Here is a 15,341-nt window from a genome sequence, read left to right as displayed (position 1 = left end):
TGCGCGGCGGCCTCGGCACGCGCTATCGCGCCCGCTCGATAAGACACGCGTCAGACCAGATCCGGCGACAACGGCAGATCCACCCCACCCGCAATGTGCCTGACCGGCCCGGCCGAACTCGGCCGGATATCGAAGTCGAAGATCTGCGTAGGCAACCACAGCGTGGCGCACGCATTCGGCACATCGACCACGCCGCTGATATGCCCTTGTACAGGCGCAGTACCAAGAATCGAATAGGCCTGTGCGCGTGAATAGCCGAACTTCGTCAGATATTCAATCGCGTTCAGGCAAGCCTGCCGGTATGCGATATGCACGTCCAGGTAGTGCTGTTTGCCCTGCTCATCGACCGAGATACCTTCAAAAATCAGGTAGTCGTTGTAGTTCGGCGTGATCGGGCTCGGTTTGAAGATCGGATTCCTGATGCCGTACTTCGCCATGCCGCCCTTGATCAGCTCGACCTTCATATGCACCCAGCCGGCCATTTCGATCGCGCCGCAGAAAGTGATTTCACCGTCGCCCTGACTGAAGTGCAGGTCGCCGACCGATAGGCCCGCGCCGTCGACATACACAGGGAAATACACCTTCGAGCCTCGCGACAAATCCTTGATGTCGCAATTGCCGCCATGCTCACGCGGCGGCACGGTGCGCGCCCCTTCGGCAGCAGCTTTGGCGTGAGCGTCGCCGGCGAGTCGGCCCATGTGCGCCGTCGCCGCGAACGGCGGATTGGCGAGGCCGGGCACGCGTTGCGGGTCCGTTGCGATCAGCGCCGCCTCGCGTTCATTCCACGTCGCCAGCATCTTCGGATCGGGCAGGCACCCGATCAGCCCCGGGTGAATCAGCCCCGCGAAGTTCACGCCGGGAATATGCCGCGAACTGGTGTAGAGGCCATGAAAGTCCCAGATCGACTTTTGCGCCTGCGGGAAATGGTCGGTCAGGAAGCCGCCGCCGTTCTTCTTCGAGAAGAAGCCGTTGAAACCCCACTGGCTTTCCTGCTTGGCGCCGATATCGAGCAGATCGACCACCAGCAGATCGCCCGGCTCCGCGCCCTTGACGCCGACCGGTCCCGACAGAAAGTGCACGATCGACAGGTCGATATCGCGCACGTCGTCAGCGCTATCGTTGTTCTTGATGAAACCGCCGGTCCAATCGTAGGTTTCGAGAATGAAATCGTCGCCGGGGTTGACCCAGCAGGCCATCGGGATGTCCGGGTGCCAGCGGTTGTGGACGTTTTCGTTGTCGTAGGCCGACTGTTTCAGGTCGACCTTGATTAGCGTTTCAGCCATTGCAAACCCTCCTCCAGGAAATGACAGACAGTCGGCTCACACCGACAGGTATTCGCGAATCTTTGCGGTGTCGACGGCGCTGCGCGGACTCTCGTGCACGAGCCGGCCGCCTTCGATGACGAACAGCCGGTCCGCGACGTCGAGCGCAAAACTCAGCACCTGCTCCGATACGACGATCGTGATATCGCGCAGCTTGCGGATCTCGTTCAATGCTTTGGCAATGTCCTTGATGATCGACGGCTGGATGCCCTCGGTCGGCTCGTCAAGCAACAACACTTTGGGTTGGGTGACGAGCGCGCGGGCAATCGCCAGTTGTTGCTGCTGGCCGCCGGACAGGTTGCCGCCCTTGCGGGTGCGCATGTCGTAAAGCACCGGGAACAGTGCGTAGATCTCCTCGGGTACCGTCTTCGTGGGGGCATTCTCGAGACCGGTCTGGATATTCTCTTCGACACTCAGCGTGGCGAAAATCTGCCGGCCTTGCGGCACATAGGCGATGCCTTTGGCGACCCGTCGGAAACTCTCGTCACGTGACACCTCCTCACCGTCTACCTGCACCGAACCTGCCTTAAGCGGCAAAATGCCGATCAGCGACTTGAACAGCGTGGTCTTGCCCATGCCGTTGCGTCCCATGATCGCCACGGTTTCGTTGTGGGCGGCGTTGAAGCTGATGCCATGCAGCGCTTCACTCTGGCCGTAACTGACGAATACGTCGTCGACATTCAACATGCTGGGCTCCTCCGTGAACGACTCGATAGCCGGCTCAGTGGCCGAGATAAACGTCGATGACGCGCGGATCCGCCTGCACCTGTTCCATCGCCCCTTCGGCGAGAATCTTTCCCTGGTGCATCACGGTGACCTTGTGGGCGATCTGCGCGACAAACGCCATATCATGCTCAATCACGATCATCGAGCGGTTCTGGCAGATCCGTTTGAGCAGCTCGGCCGTAACCTCGCGCTCGCGCACGCTCATGCCGGCAATCGGCTCGTCGAGCATCAGCAGTTCCGGCTCCTGCATCAGCAACATACCGATTTCCAGCCACTGCTTCTGCCCGTGCGACAGCAGCCCGGCCTCGAGATCGAGCTGGTTTTCAAGGCCGATTTCACCGGCCACGCTGCGCACGCGATCGAGCACATCGCTGGTGCGCCGGAACGTCAGCGCGCCAAAGACGCCCCGCCCGCGCGGGAACGACACCTCGAGGTTCTGGAACACCGAGAGGTTTTCGTATATCGACGGCGTCTGGAACTTGCGGCCAATCCCTTTGCGCACGCGGCGAAACTCCGGCAGCCGCGTCATCTCCTCGTTGCGAAACTTGATGCTGCCTTCGCTCGCTCGCGTCTTGCCGCAGATCAGATCGAGCAGCGTCGTCTTGCCCGCGCCGTTCGGCCCGATCACCACGCGCAACTCGCCGCGATCGACATACAGGTTCAACGAATCGATGGCCTTGAAACCATCGAACGACACGCTCAGGCCTTCGACGGCCAGCACGAAATCGGTATTGCTCATGAAGCGCTCCTTGCGCCGAGGCGCGCGAGCCATGGTTTGACGTGGCTGTCGTAGAGACCCGCCAGCCCGTTCGGAAACGCCATCACGACGCCGATGAAGAGCGCGGCCATCAGGAACAGCCACAGGTTCGGGAAACTCTCCGAGAACCACGTCTTGCCGAGGTTGACGAGCACCGCGCCGTAGACCGCGCCCACCAGCGACATGCGCCCGCCCACCGCGGCGTAGATCACCATCTCGATGGACGGCACGATGCCCACGAACGACGGCGACATGAAACCGACCTGCAGCGTGAACATCGCCCCGCCGACCGCCGCGAGCACAGCGGCGATGCAAAACGCGAACACCTTGAACATGGCGACGTCGTAGCCGGAGAAGCGCACCCGGTCCTCCTTGTCGCGCATTGCGAGCAGCAAGGTGCCGAGCTTGCTGCGCTGGATCTGCCGGCAGCAGACAATGGCGACGAGCAGCAGCACCGCGTTGACGAAGTACAGGATCAGCTTTGCTCCATCGCCGCGAATATCCCAGCCGAGCAGCGTGCGCAGATCGGTGATGCCGTTCACGCCACCGGTATAGCCCTGTTGGCCGATGATCAGCACCGACAGGATCAACGCCACCGCCTGCGTGATGATCGCGAAGTAGACGCCACCCACGCGCCGCTTGAACATCGCGAAGCCGACCACGAACGCGAGCGCGCACGGCACGGCCAGTACCGCCGCCAGCGCAAACGGCAGCGAATGAAACGGCTTCCACCAGAACGGCAAGGCGGTCAACTGATTCCAGTCCATGAAGTCGGGAATGCCCGGCGTCGACTGGATCTTTGTGCTGATCGGGTCCGAAGCTTCGAGCTTCAGAAACATCGCCATGCAGTAGCCGCCGAGGCCGAAAAACACGCCCTGCCCGAGGCTCAACACACCGCCGTAACCCCACGCCATGACGAGCCCAACGGCGACGAACGCGTAGGTCAGATACTTGCCCATCAGGTTCAGGCGGAACACATCGAGCGCGAGTGGAAACACCACGAGGATCAGCAGTGCCAGCACGACGATGCTGCCGTAGCCATCGCCCGTCAGCCAGCGCTTCAGCGCGTGGCGCAAGCCGGCGCGGCCCGCGGCTGGGTCCGGCGCGACGGACGCGCCGGCGGAAGGGTTCAGCTGGTCCATATTCGTTTCTCCGGGCTGAAGCGATTGAAAGAGCCGTTCAGTGACGCAGTCGATGAATACTCAGGCACGGCGCACCTTCGAAGCGAAGAGCCCTTGCGGCCGCAACATCAGCACAACGACGATGGTGAGCAGCGTCACCACACGAGCGGATGAGCCGGTCATGAAGAATTCGCTGATCGACTGCATCTGCGCGATGCCGAACGCGGACGCCACCGTGCCGAGCAAACTCGCCGCGCCGCCGAACGTCACCACCAGAAACGAATCGACGATGTAGAGTGACCCGCTGGTCGGCCCCGTCGAGCCGATCGCCGTGAACGCCGCGCCCGCCACGCCCGCGATCCCGCAGCCGATCGCGAAGGTCAACCGGTCGGTCTTGCGGGTATCGATGCCAGCCGCGTTTGCCATCTGCCGGTTCGCGACGGTGGCGCGCACGCGTAGTCCCCAGCGCGAGCGATACAGCGCCAGCAGTACGCCGCCGGTCATCAGCACCGCGAGGCTCATCACGAACAATCCATTGATCGGGATGTCGAGACCCGGCTTCGGCGACCATGAACCCATCAGCCAGTCCGGCAGCGTGGGGCTCACCTCCTTCGGGCCGAACACCGAGCGAAACACCTGCTGCATCCCGAGGCTCAGGCCCCAGGTCGCCAACAGCGTGTCGAGCGGACGCCGGTACAGATGGCGGATCAGCGCCCACTCCGCCACCCAGCCTGCCGCGAACGCCAGCACGAAGGCCGCGCAGATCGCGATCGGAAAGTACACCGGCGCGTAGCCATGCCAGTAGTTGTCGGCCAGTTGCGAGAACATGTAGATCGTGTACGCGCCAATCGTCATGAACTCGCCATGCGCCATGTTGATGACGCCCATCTGGCCGAAGATCACCGCCAGCCCCAGCCCCATCAGCAGCAGCACACTGAACAGGCTCAGGCCGGCAAAGCCCTGCATCAGCGTGACGTTAAGAATGTCTGAAGCCGACATGACTCTCTCCTCGAAATAATCCGCGCGCGCTCACGTGGCGGCAGCGCGGCTGATTCGCGTTTCACTGATAACCCTTGGGGAACGGGTTCGGCTCGATCAGATCGGGCGACTCGGCCACCACCTTGAACTGGCCGTCCGCCTGCGCCTGACCGATGCGTGTGCGGCTCCACAAGTGATGGTTTGCATGGATCTTCACGTAGCCTTCCGGCGCGCTCTTCAACTCGATGCCGGGCGATGCGGCGACGACCTTGTCGACGTCGAAGCTGCCGGCCTTTTCCACCGCCGCTTTCCACAGCCATGGACCGAGATAGGCGGCCTGGGTGACGTCGCCGATCACCGACTTCGGTCCGTACTTGGCCTTGAACGCCGCGACGAATTTCTTGTTGTTGTCGTTATCGAGCGATTCGAAATACTTCATCGCCGAATAGAAGCCCGCGACGTTTTCGCCGCCGATCCCGAGCACTTCGTCCTCGGTCACCGAGATGGTCAGCAGGAACTGCTTGTCCGCAGTGATGCCGGCCGCTTTCAGTTGCTTGTAGAACGCCACGTTGGAGCCGCCAACGATGATCGCGTAGATGCAATCGGGCTTGGCGATCTTGATCTTGTTGATCAACGAGTTGAAGTTAGTGGTGCCGAGCGGGTAATACTCTTCGCCGACTACCTTGCAACCGCTCAGATGCTGCTCGATATGCTTGCGCGCAATCTTGTTCGACGTGCGCGGCCAGATATAGTCGGAGCCGATCAGGAAGAAGCTCTTCGCCTTCTTCGTCTGGTTCGCCCAGTTCAGCCCCCAGAGAATCTGCTGGGTCGCTTCCTGCCCGGTGTAGAACACGTTCTTCGATTGCTCGAGCCCTTCGTAGAAAGTCGGGTAGTACAAGAGGCCGTTATCGCGTTCGAAGATCGGCAACACGGCTTTGCGCGACGCCGACGTCCAGCAACCGAATACGGCCGCCACGTGATCGTTTTCGAGCAGCTTCTTCGACTTCTCCGCGAAGGTCGGCCAATCGGACGCGCCGTCTTCCTGAATGATCTTGATCTGACGGCCGAGAATGCCGCCTGCTGCGTTGATCTGCTCGATCGCGAGACGCTCTGCCTGAATCGAGCCGGTTTCGGAGATCGCCATCGTGCCGGTTGCCGAGTGCAACTGGCCGACTGTCACTTCCGTATCGGTCACCGCGAGGTGCGTGGTGTTGACCTTCGCGGTCGGATACTGCTGGGCCCGTGCGATACCGGAGATGGCGAGCGCGGGCGCGGCGGCGAGGCCCATCAAGAGTTTGCGGCGCAGCGCCGAAGGCATGCCAGACTCGTTCTGGTCGTCGTGTGACATCGAATTCTCCTTGTGGTCGTAGTCGGGCGACCCGCGCTGGGAACCGGCTGGCGGTGTCGACGGAACGAAAGGTAGGTAGCCAATTTGCGCGGCCCAATACGTCAGTTGACGTAGGGCGCGGTAAAAATCCGCTCCCTATAATCGCGTCGGCATGGCGCGCGAGCGGTGCCGACGCAGCGCCGCCTATGGCATGACGGTGTTGCGCCGGCTTCGAATGGAATGCAATTTGCATGGCCGCACCGTTAGCCTCGGAACCCGTCGACGACAAACCTCGATGCACCAAACAGAGTCACAGCCCCCGCGCCCCGCCGACCAGGCCACCCAAGCTGGGGCATCGCGCCCACCGTCCGGCGGCACGCAGCGCATCGTCAAGATTCGCCGCGACTACAACGCATGGGTCGGCGACGAAACGCTCGAGGATTACGCGCTGCGCTTCACGCCGCGTACATTCCGGCGCTGGTCGGAGTTCCGGGTCGCGAATACGGCGATCGGTGCGGTATCGTTCCTCGTGCTGGAAGCCATCGGCGGTGCGCTGGTGGTGAACTACGGCTTTACGAACGCGGTCTACGCGATCCTCGCCGTCTCGGTCCTGATCTTTTTGACCGGCATACCGATCAGCTACTACGCCGCGCGCAACGGCGTCGACATGGACCTGCTTACGCGCGGCGCCGGCTTCGGCTATCTGGGCTCCACGCTGACGTCGCTGATCTACGCGATCTTCACCTTTGTATTCTTCGCGCTCGAAGCGGCCATCATGTCGCTCGCGCTCGAGCTGTATCTGAAGGTCCCGCTATCGGTCGCCTACGTGATCAGCGCGCTCGTCATCATTCCGGTGGTGACCTTCGGCATCACCTTCATCAACCGCTTGCAGGGCTGGACCCAGCCTGTATGGCTCGTGCTGCTCGTCGTGCCCTACGCCGTCGTGCTGTGGCGTGAGCCGCACCTGCTCGCCGAATGGGTCACCTTCGGTGGTCTTTCGGCGGACGGCCGCGAGTTCAACCTGGTCTCCTTCGGTGCCGGCTGCACGGTGGTGTTTTCTCTGATCGTGCAGATCGGCGAACAGGTCGACTATCTGCGCTTCCTGCCGCCGCGCACACGCGCAAATCGCGTGCGCTGGTGGGTCGCGCTGATTTCGGCCGGCCCTGGCTGGATCGTGCCTGGCGCTTTGAAAATGCTGGGCGGGGCGTTTCTTGCCTTCCTCGCAATCGAGCACGAAATCGACCCGGTGAAGGCCGTTGAGCCGACCCAGATGTATCTGGTCGCGTATCACTACGTGTTCCACTCGCCTGAAGGCGCACTCGCCGCGATGACGCTGCTGGTGATCGTCTCGCAACTGAAAATCAACGTCACCAACGCCTACGCCGGTTCGCTCGCGTGGTCGAACTTCTTCGCGCGGCTCACGCATAGCCACCCGGGGCGCGTGGTATGGCTTGTGTTCAATGTGCTGATCGCACTGCTGCTCGTCGAGATGGGCGTATTCGAGGCCATCAGCAAGGTGCTCGCACTCTATGCGAACGTGGCGATTGCCTGGATTGGCGCGGTGGTCGGCGACCTTGTGATCAACAAGCCGCTCGGTTATAGCCCCCGCGGCATCGAATTCAAGCGGGCACACCTGTACGATATCAATCCCGTCGGGGTGGGTGCCATGGTGATCGCCTCGCTGATTGCCGCGCTGTCCCATGCGGGCGTCTTCGGCGCGATCGCTGAAGCACTGGCGTCCTTCATCGCGCTGCTGGTCGCCTTCGTCTGCTCGCCGTTGCTGGCGATCGCCACACGCGGGCGCTTCTATCTGGCGCGCGACGGTCGCGACCTCGAAGCGGGCGCGGTACTGCGCTGCGTGATCTGCGAAAACAGCTTCGAGCGCGAAGACATGGCGCACTGCCCGGCCTACGCCGGTTCGATCTGCTCGCTCTGCTGCTCACTCGACTCGCGCTGCAACGACTCCTGCAAACCTCACGCGCGACTGCCGGCCCAGTTCGGCAAGTCGATGCATGCGCTGTTCCCGCGGCTCAGGCTCGGTGCCGCCGGCCTGCGGCTCGCGCAGTACGCCGGTCTGTTGATCGTCGTGCTCACGCTGCTTGGCGGCGTGCTTGCCGTGCAGTGGTATCAGAGCGTGCGAACCCTGCCCGATCTCGACGCCACGGTCCATGACGTCCTGCTTCAAGGCTATCTGAAGGCCTTTTTCGCACTCGCGCTGGTCGGCTGCATCGCCGCGTGGTGGCTGGTGCTCGCCAACGAGAACCGCAAGGTCACGCAGGAGGAATCGCAGCGGCAAGCGGAACTGCTGATGCAGGAAATCGAGGCACACCGTAAAACCGACGCCGCACTCCAGCAGGCGAGCGCCGCCGCCGAATCGGCCAACCGCGCGAAGAGCCGCTATGTGACGGGTCTGAGCCACGAATTGCGCACACCGCTCAACAGCATCCTCGGCTATGCGCAACTGCTGCTGCAAGGCACCGATGAACTGCCCCCCGCCCGCCGCAACGCAGTGGCAACGATCTATCGCAGCGGCGAGCATCTTTTGGCGCTCGTTGACGGCCTGCTCGACGTCGCCCGCATCGAGGCGGGCAAGCTGCAACTGAACGTGACGGAGATTTCGCTGCCGGATTTCGTCACGCAACTCTCCGCGATGCTCGAACCGCAGGCCACCGACAAAGGACTGCACTTCGATTTCCAGACTACCGGCCGCATTCCGGAAGTCGTACGCGTCGACGAGAAGCGGGTACGGCAGATTCTCATCAACCTGATCGGCAATGCGATCCGCTTTACGTCGAGCGGTTCGGTGAAGGTACGCGCCGGCTATGCGTGGGAGACCCTCACCTTCGAGATCACCGACACGGGCCCCGGCATGCCGGCTGCCGAACTGGAGCGCCTGTTCCTGCCGTTCGAGCGCGGCGCGGCGGCACGCGAACACGACCACGGTGCCGGGCTCGGCCTGACGATCTGCCGCCTGCTCACGGAACTGATGGGCGGCAACCTGCAGGTGCAAAGCGAGGTGGGCAACGGCACCCGCTTTATTGTCAAGCTATTCGCACCGGAAGTGCGCGCGCCGCAATTGCTGGCAAGCGGCCCGCTCAACGTCAAGGGGTACGACGGACCGCGCCGCACGGTGCTGGTGGTCGACGATCTCACCGAGCAGCGCCGTATCGTCACGCATACGCTTGCGCCGCTGGGCTTCCTGGTAGTCGAAGCGGCCAGCGGACCGGAGGCGTTGCAATGGCTCGGTACGGGGTCGGCCGACCTCATCGTGATGGATGTGTCGATGCCGGACATGGACGGCTTCGAGGCGAGCCGCCTGATTCGCGACAACCAGTTGTCGGCGGCGCCGATCCTGATCCTGTCGGCTAACGCGTTCGCCGACGATCGCGACAAAGGGGCCGCGGCCGGTTGTGACGACTACCTCGCCAAACCGCTACACATTCCGCTCCTGCTCGACAAACTGGCTGCATTGCTGCAACTGCAGTGGATCGTCGAGTCAACTGACACAGCGCTGCCCGCTTCCGCCGTTTCGCTGACCGAAGTGCAGGCAAGCTTGCCCGCCACCCTGCGCGAGAAACTGCATGCGCAGCTTGAAATGGGCTACGTGCAGGGCTTCATCGAACAACTCGACGCAGCGGAGAGCGGCGCGCCGGAGTTGGCTACCCTGCTTGAACCGTTGCGCACGCTCGCGCGACGATTCCGGCTGACTGAACTCGCGCAGTTGCTCGCGCCTACCCAGCAGGTCAATCCCGATGCATGATGAATCGCTGCTCCTGCCCTCTGATATGCAACCGGAACTACCCGACGACAAGCCGGTTGTGCTGATTGTCGACGACACGCCCGACAACCTCGCGCTGCTGTCCGATACGCTGCAGGCGTCCGGCTACGCGGTGCTGGTTGCGCTCGACGGACAATCCGCCTTGCAACGCCTTGCGCGCATCACGCCGGATGCCGTGCTGCTCGACGCGCTGATGCCCGGCATGGATGGCTTCGAAACCTGCCGGCAGATCAAGGCCGATCCCCGCAACCGGCATCTGCCGGTGATCTTCATGACCGCGCTGACCGACAGCGAACATGTCGTGCAAGGCTTTCGGGTCGGAGGAATCGATTACGTGACCAAACCTGTGAAGCCGAGCGAGGTCAGCGCGCGCATTGCCGCGCATGTGCAGCGCTCGCGCCAGCAGCGTCAGGCGGACATGGTGCTCGAAATCGGCATGCGCGCGGCGCTGATTGCCGCCGCGAGCGGAGAAATCAGATGGCAGAGCGACCTTGCGCGGCAGCGGCTCGCGCGTTACGGATCGGGCGACGCGCAAACTGAGGAGAGGAATGGAAGCGCGGAGAGCAACGTGAAGGACAATCTGGTGGACGACGGCGCGCGGCTACCGGCCCCTCTTGCCGAAGCCGGCCCGCGTCTGCCGCCGGTGCTGAGTCAATGGCTGGCGCGCTGGATCGAAACGGGTTGCGACCTGCAAGCCGCCTTCGAGACGGCTGCAGACGGCGCACGCCGCGTCGCGCGGGTACTTGGCCGCGCGACGCGTGGCGACTGGGTGATCCTGCTCGAAGAATTCAACGACGCCGCGCACACCAGCGCGCTCGGCGCGCAATTCAACCTGACGGCCCGCGAAGCGGAAGTCCTGCTATGGGTTTCGCGCGGCAAGACCAATCGCGATATCGGAGACATCCTCGGCATGGCGCCGCGCACGGTCAACAAGCACCTCGAACATGTGTTCGGCAAGTTGCATGTGGAGACTCGCGCGGCGGCGGCGGCGATCGCCGCCAAGGCGAGCACGCGGTATTGAAGATCGCCGCCCTACGTCAAGCCGCGCAACCCGCTTACTGCGACTCTTCCGCCCACACGGCGTTTTCACGCGCCATCAGCGCCGTCGACGCAGCTGGTCCAAACGTGCCAGCCGTATAACCTCGCGGCTTGTCGCCCGACTTGGCCCAGCCTTCCAGAATCGGCTCGGCCCACGCCCATGCAGCTTCGAGTTCGTCGCGCCGCATGAAGTGCGTGAGACGTCCGCGAATCACGTCGATCAACAAACGCTCGTACGCTTCCGCGCGACGCTCGGTGAAAGCCTGCTGCAAGTCCAGGTTCAGATTCACCGGCAGCATATGCATGCCGCTGCCCGGTTCTTTCGCAAGCACCTGCAACTGGATCGACTCTTCGGGCTGCAACTGGATCACGAGCCGGTTGCCATAGTTGCGCCCGCTATTGCCGTTCGGAATGATCGAGAAAGGCAACTCGGAGAACTCGATGACGATCTCCGACACCTTCTTCTGCATCCGCTTGCCGGTGCGCAGGAAAAACGGCACATGGGCCCAGCGCCAGTTGTTGATATGCGCGCGCAACGCGACGAAAGTCTCGGCGCGGCTGCCGGCCGGCACGTTGTCTTCTTCCTGATAGCCCTTCACTGCTTCGCCGTCCACTGCGCCCGCGGTGTACTGGCCGCGCACTGTATCGCGCGCGATGTCCTCGGGCGTCATGGGGCGCAACGAGCGCAGCACCTTGAGCTTTTCATCGCGCACCGCATCCGGATCGAGCGACACCGGCGGCTCCATCGCAACGATGCACAGCAATTGCAGCAAGTGGTTCTGCACCATGTCGCGCAGCGCGCCGGTTTTGTCGTAGAAGCCCGCGCGGCTGCCTACGCCGACCGTTTCCGCCACCGTGATCTGCACGCTCTTGATATACGGCGCCTGCCACAGCGGGCCGAAAATCGGATTGCCGAAGCGCAGCACCATCAGGTTCTGCACGGTTTCCTTGCCGAGGTAGTGGTCGATCCGGTAGATCTGCGCTTCGCTGAAATGCTTGCCGACCGCCGTGTTGATCTCCTGCGCGGACGCCAGATCGTGGCCCAGCGGTTTCTCGAGCACGACCCGCGAATTCTCGTCGACCAATCCCGCCGCCGAAAGGTTTTCGCAAATATTCGTGAACAGATCCGGCGAGGTCGCAAGATAGAACACGCGCCGCACACCTTCGCGCGACACTTCCTTCAGACGCTGGTAGTCCTCGACCGAATCGACGTCCATGCGCACGTACTCGAACAGCGCCATGAATTTGTCCCAGGCGGCGGCATCGAACGCCTTCTTTTCGATGAAGGGCTTCGCCTTCGTTTCCATGAATTCGCTGATGTACTCCTCACGCGACCACGGCTTGCGGCCGATCGTGAGAATGCGGGTATCCGGCGGCAGATTGCAGTGCAGATGCGCCATGTAGAGCGCGGGCAGCAGCTTGCGGAACGACAGGTCGCCGGTGCCGCCGAAGATGATCATGTCGAGCGGCAGGTTGGGAGTGGCAGAAGCGTGTTGGGTCGTCATAGCGCGGTCGCAGCGTCGTGGTAGGCGTCAAGTCAACAGACAAAGGGCAAAAAAACGCCGGCGGACCGGCGCTTCTTTCTGGCAAACGCCTATGGTGCAACGTTTTGAGATTGTTTGCACGGCAACATGTGCCGCAGGTTGGCGCAAGATGCCAACCCGGAGCGCCGAGCCGCAACGCGCCGGGTGCTGCAAACGGTCCGCGATCAGCCGCCTGACAAGGCTTCGCGCGCCACGCGGCAGGCCGCCAGATCCCACGCCGCACAACCGACACTTTTAAAAACAATCGGTTGTTTCGACGGCAACAAAGCAGTGTTGTCCACCACGGCGGCAATTCCGCCGACCTGCGCCCAATCGACACCGGCCTGGATGAAATCGCCGGCTTCATGCCGCGCACCGGCTTCGTCGTCGACGAACAGCGCGCTGCCTGCGATCGTGCGCGCGCCGATCTCGACCATCTCCGGCGTGAACGCACCGACGCCGATCACGAGCCGGTTCGCGCGCGCGGCTTCGTCGTAGACGGCCTGCTTGCTGGTGGTCAGCGCAATCACCACGTCGATCGAATCGGGAATGGTTGCGTTGGGGTCGGCTAGCGGTTGCAGTTCGCGCGCGCTGCCACCCTGCGCACCCTGCGCAGCATGTGCGGCGCAAAACGCCTCGGCACGCGCGGGCGAACTGCCCTTCACCCACACGCGGGCGTCGGGAAACAGTTCGCCGATCGCTTCCAGATGATTCACCGCCTGCGTGCCGGTGCCGATCAGCAGGAATTCGCGCGGCGTTGCGGACGCGAAAGTGTGTACGCCGAGCATCGACATCGCCGCCGTGCGACGCCCGGTCACCGTCGGGCCGTCGAGGATGAAGAGCGTCTCGCCGGTATCGGCGTCGAAGGCCATCACCTGGCCGTGGATCGTCGGGATGCCGCGCGTCCGATTGCTCGCGCACACGTTGACCAGCTTGTGGATCGCGAGATCGGGCGCGGTGGCCGGCATCGATAGCATGATGCCGCCCTCGTTGAGCGGCACGACGAGCCGTTCGGGACTCGCAATGCGCTGCTGCGCGTAGTCGATGCTCGCACGCCTCAATGCGTCGACGAGCGGCGCGTAGGGGATCAGCCGCGCGGTGGCGGCGGCGTCGAAAATCTGCGTAGTCGGGCGGGTCATAAGCGGGCTTTTCCTGTTCAGGCGAGTTGATGCATTCGATTCAGCGCACCCGGTCGTGCGCGTTGCTGTGTGGGCTAGCGCGACGAGTCTGCTCGTGGCGGACGCGACGACTGGATCACCATGAGCAGGTCATCTGCTTCGATCGGGCACGGCTCGTCGTCGTAAAACGACAGCATGCGCCCCGCGCGAACCAGGCCGACCACCACTGCGCCCGGCAATGCATTGCTCCAGCGGCCGACTTCCTGCGCCGTCGCCGGACGCTCGATCAGATTGGCACGGCCGCGCGCCGACAGCAGATCGTTGACGAACGGCACGATGTAGTTGCTGTCCACCGCGTCAGCGAGCAACAGGCCACCGATCTTGGTCGACGAAACGATCACGTCCGCGCCGGCCTGGCGCAACTGACGCTGGTAAGTTTGCTCCTGAATCCGCACGACGATCTTGGTGTCCGGCGCGACGCTGCGCACGGTCAGTGTGAGCAGGATCGCGACGGCGTCGTCGCTGACGGCAATGATCACCGCTTTGGCGATGCGCACCTGCGCCTGCTGCAACAGATCCTCACGCGAGGGATCGCCGAGCAGGCCCGCCACGCCCAGCGCCGTGGCCGCTTCGAGCGCGTCCTGCTGCGAATCGATGACGACGATCGAATCCGCGGCGAAACCGCTTTCCAGCAGCTCGCGCACCGCGACCGAACCGCTCAAGCCGTAGCCGCACACCACGACGTGATCGCGCAGTTGTTTTTGCAGGCGTTTCATGCGGAATTCCTCGATGACGCGTTGAATGACGAACTGATAGGCAGTGCCCAGAAACACGAACCAGATGACGATACGGATCGGCACGATGAAGAAGGCGTCGATGAGCCGCGCGCGGGCGGTGACCGGCACGATGTCGCCATAACCGACGGTGGCGACGGTGACCATCGTGAAGTACATCAGGTCGACGATGCCGAGTACCTTGCGGTTGGCGTCACGCAGACCGTCGCGGTCGAGATAGAGCACGGCGAAAGCGAGCACGCACAGGCCGAGCACGAGATAGATACGCTGCAGCAGCACGCGCTGCGGCGAGGCTGCGGGGCGTGTAAAGAGCGTGCGGGCGCGCGGCGCCTGCCAGGGCGTGCGGGCACGGCGCGGTAGACGAAAACGTGGCGGGCGTGACTGCTGGTGTGGCTGGTCAGGCACGCGGCTACTCCGGGAATCGGGAACAAGCGATTCTACGACGCCCGGCGCGCCGCGGGGCCGGATCGGGGGATCGCGGGCACGCAACTGCAATTGCAACTGCGGCGCAGGAATTAGCGTGATTCGCTGACAAGCAGCGGCGCGCCGCCGCTACGGTCACTGCGAAGCAGCGTTGGCTTTAGCGTCATCTTTCTTGCCGCCCTTGAACATCGCGCGGCACGGCGGACTAAGTTCGTCGAGGTGCTGCTTCATGCAGGCGGTGATTTTTTCCTTGTTCGGAATGTCGGCGGCGCAGAAATGCATCGCGTCGCCGCGGCAGGCCTTGGACTGGTCGTCCTGGGAAGCTGCATGCACTGCGGTGACGGCGCCGAGCGCGACGAGGCTGGCGGCAAGCACGGCATAGGTTCGCTTCATGGCGGGCTCCGGTATCGCAAAAGTCGGTTGAAGCTCTTCAGCA

At 63.1% G+C, this 15,341-nt stretch carries 12 protein-coding genes; 2 read left to right on the top strand and 10 right to left on the bottom strand.

Going from position 1 to position 15,341, the window contains the following annotated elements; translation table 11 throughout:
• Positions 1 to 50: 50 nt before the first annotated feature.
• The 6 genes from fmdA to urtA form a co-directional block, all read right to left on the bottom strand.
• Positions 51 to 1,283, bottom strand: coding sequence for a formamidase (gene fmdA / locus BM438_RS23195; RefSeq protein WP_093638420.1), 1,233 nt, complete (start codon positions 1,281 to 1,283; stop codon positions 51 to 53).
• Between the two features lie 36 nt (positions 1,284 to 1,319).
• Entirely contained in the window at positions 1,320 to 2,009 is a 690-nt protein-coding gene (gene urtE, locus BM438_RS23190) for an urea ABC transporter ATP-binding subunit UrtE (RefSeq protein WP_054036482.1), read from the bottom strand.
• Positions 2,010 to 2,043: 34 nt separating this feature from the next.
• Complete coding sequence (gene urtD, locus BM438_RS23185; RefSeq protein WP_093638417.1) at positions 2,044 to 2,787, bottom strand: urea ABC transporter ATP-binding protein UrtD; 744 nt, start codon at positions 2,785 to 2,787, stop codon at positions 2,044 to 2,046.
• On the bottom strand, positions 2,784 to 3,947 hold the full coding sequence (urtC, locus tag BM438_RS23180) for an urea ABC transporter permease subunit UrtC (protein WP_093638414.1): 1,164 nt from the start codon (positions 3,945 to 3,947) through the stop codon (positions 2,784 to 2,786). Before urtC ends, urtD begins: the two co-directional genes overlap by 4 nt.
• 60 nt (positions 3,948 to 4,007) lie before the next feature.
• Positions 4,008 to 4,925, bottom strand: coding sequence for an urea ABC transporter permease subunit UrtB (gene urtB, locus BM438_RS23175; protein ID WP_093638411.1), 918 nt, complete (start codon positions 4,923 to 4,925; stop codon positions 4,008 to 4,010).
• A gap of 61 nt (positions 4,926 to 4,986) precedes the next feature.
• A complete protein-coding gene (urtA, locus tag BM438_RS23170; protein ID WP_054036487.1) occupies positions 4,987 to 6,252 on the bottom strand; it encodes an urea ABC transporter substrate-binding protein in 1,266 nt (421 codons plus the stop codon).
• Positions 6,253 to 6,526: 274 nt separating this feature from the next.
• Here urtA and BM438_RS23165 point away from each other — a divergent pair, with 274 nt between their 5' ends.
• Entirely contained in the window at positions 6,527 to 9,991 is a 3,465-nt protein-coding gene (locus BM438_RS23165; protein ID WP_408412689.1) for an ATP-binding protein, read from the top strand.
• Positions 9,984 to 11,030: a response regulator transcription factor gene (locus BM438_RS23160; RefSeq protein WP_093638407.1), complete on the top strand. Its 1,047-nt coding sequence runs from the start codon at positions 9,984 to 9,986 to the stop codon at positions 11,028 to 11,030. The genes BM438_RS23165 and BM438_RS23160 overlap by 8 nt, the downstream gene beginning before the upstream one ends.
• Positions 11,031 to 11,064: 34 nt before the next feature.
• On the opposite strand, the gene zwf is transcribed toward BM438_RS23160, so the two are convergent.
• From zwf to BM438_RS23140, 4 genes are all read right to left on the bottom strand, one after another.
• Positions 11,065 to 12,552, bottom strand: a complete 1,488-nt coding sequence (gene zwf / locus BM438_RS23155) for a glucose-6-phosphate dehydrogenase (protein ID WP_093638403.1) — start codon at positions 12,550 to 12,552, stop codon at positions 11,065 to 11,067.
• Positions 12,553 to 12,755: 203 nt separating this feature from the next.
• Positions 12,756 to 13,709, bottom strand: coding sequence for a bifunctional Delta(1)-pyrroline-2-carboxylate/Delta(1)-piperideine-2-carboxylate reductase (lhpI, locus tag BM438_RS23150; protein ID WP_093638399.1), 954 nt, complete (start codon positions 13,707 to 13,709; stop codon positions 12,756 to 12,758).
• Positions 13,710 to 13,783: 74 nt separating this feature from the next.
• Positions 13,784 to 14,887, bottom strand: a complete 1,104-nt coding sequence (locus BM438_RS23145; protein WP_093638396.1) for a potassium channel family protein — start codon at positions 14,885 to 14,887, stop codon at positions 13,784 to 13,786.
• Positions 14,888 to 15,040: 153 nt separating this feature from the next.
• Positions 15,041 to 15,298: a hypothetical protein gene (locus BM438_RS23140; protein ID WP_093638393.1), complete on the bottom strand. Its 258-nt coding sequence runs from the start codon at positions 15,296 to 15,298 to the stop codon at positions 15,041 to 15,043.
• Positions 15,299 to 15,341: the final 43 nt, after the last annotated feature.

It is taken from the genome of Paraburkholderia aspalathi (genome assembly GCF_900116445.1).
Classification (GTDB): Bacteria; Pseudomonadota; Gammaproteobacteria; order Burkholderiales; family Burkholderiaceae; genus Paraburkholderia; species Paraburkholderia aspalathi.
The sequence above is the reverse complement of the archived record's forward strand: the minus strand, read 5'-3'. Positions and strand labels throughout refer to the sequence as shown.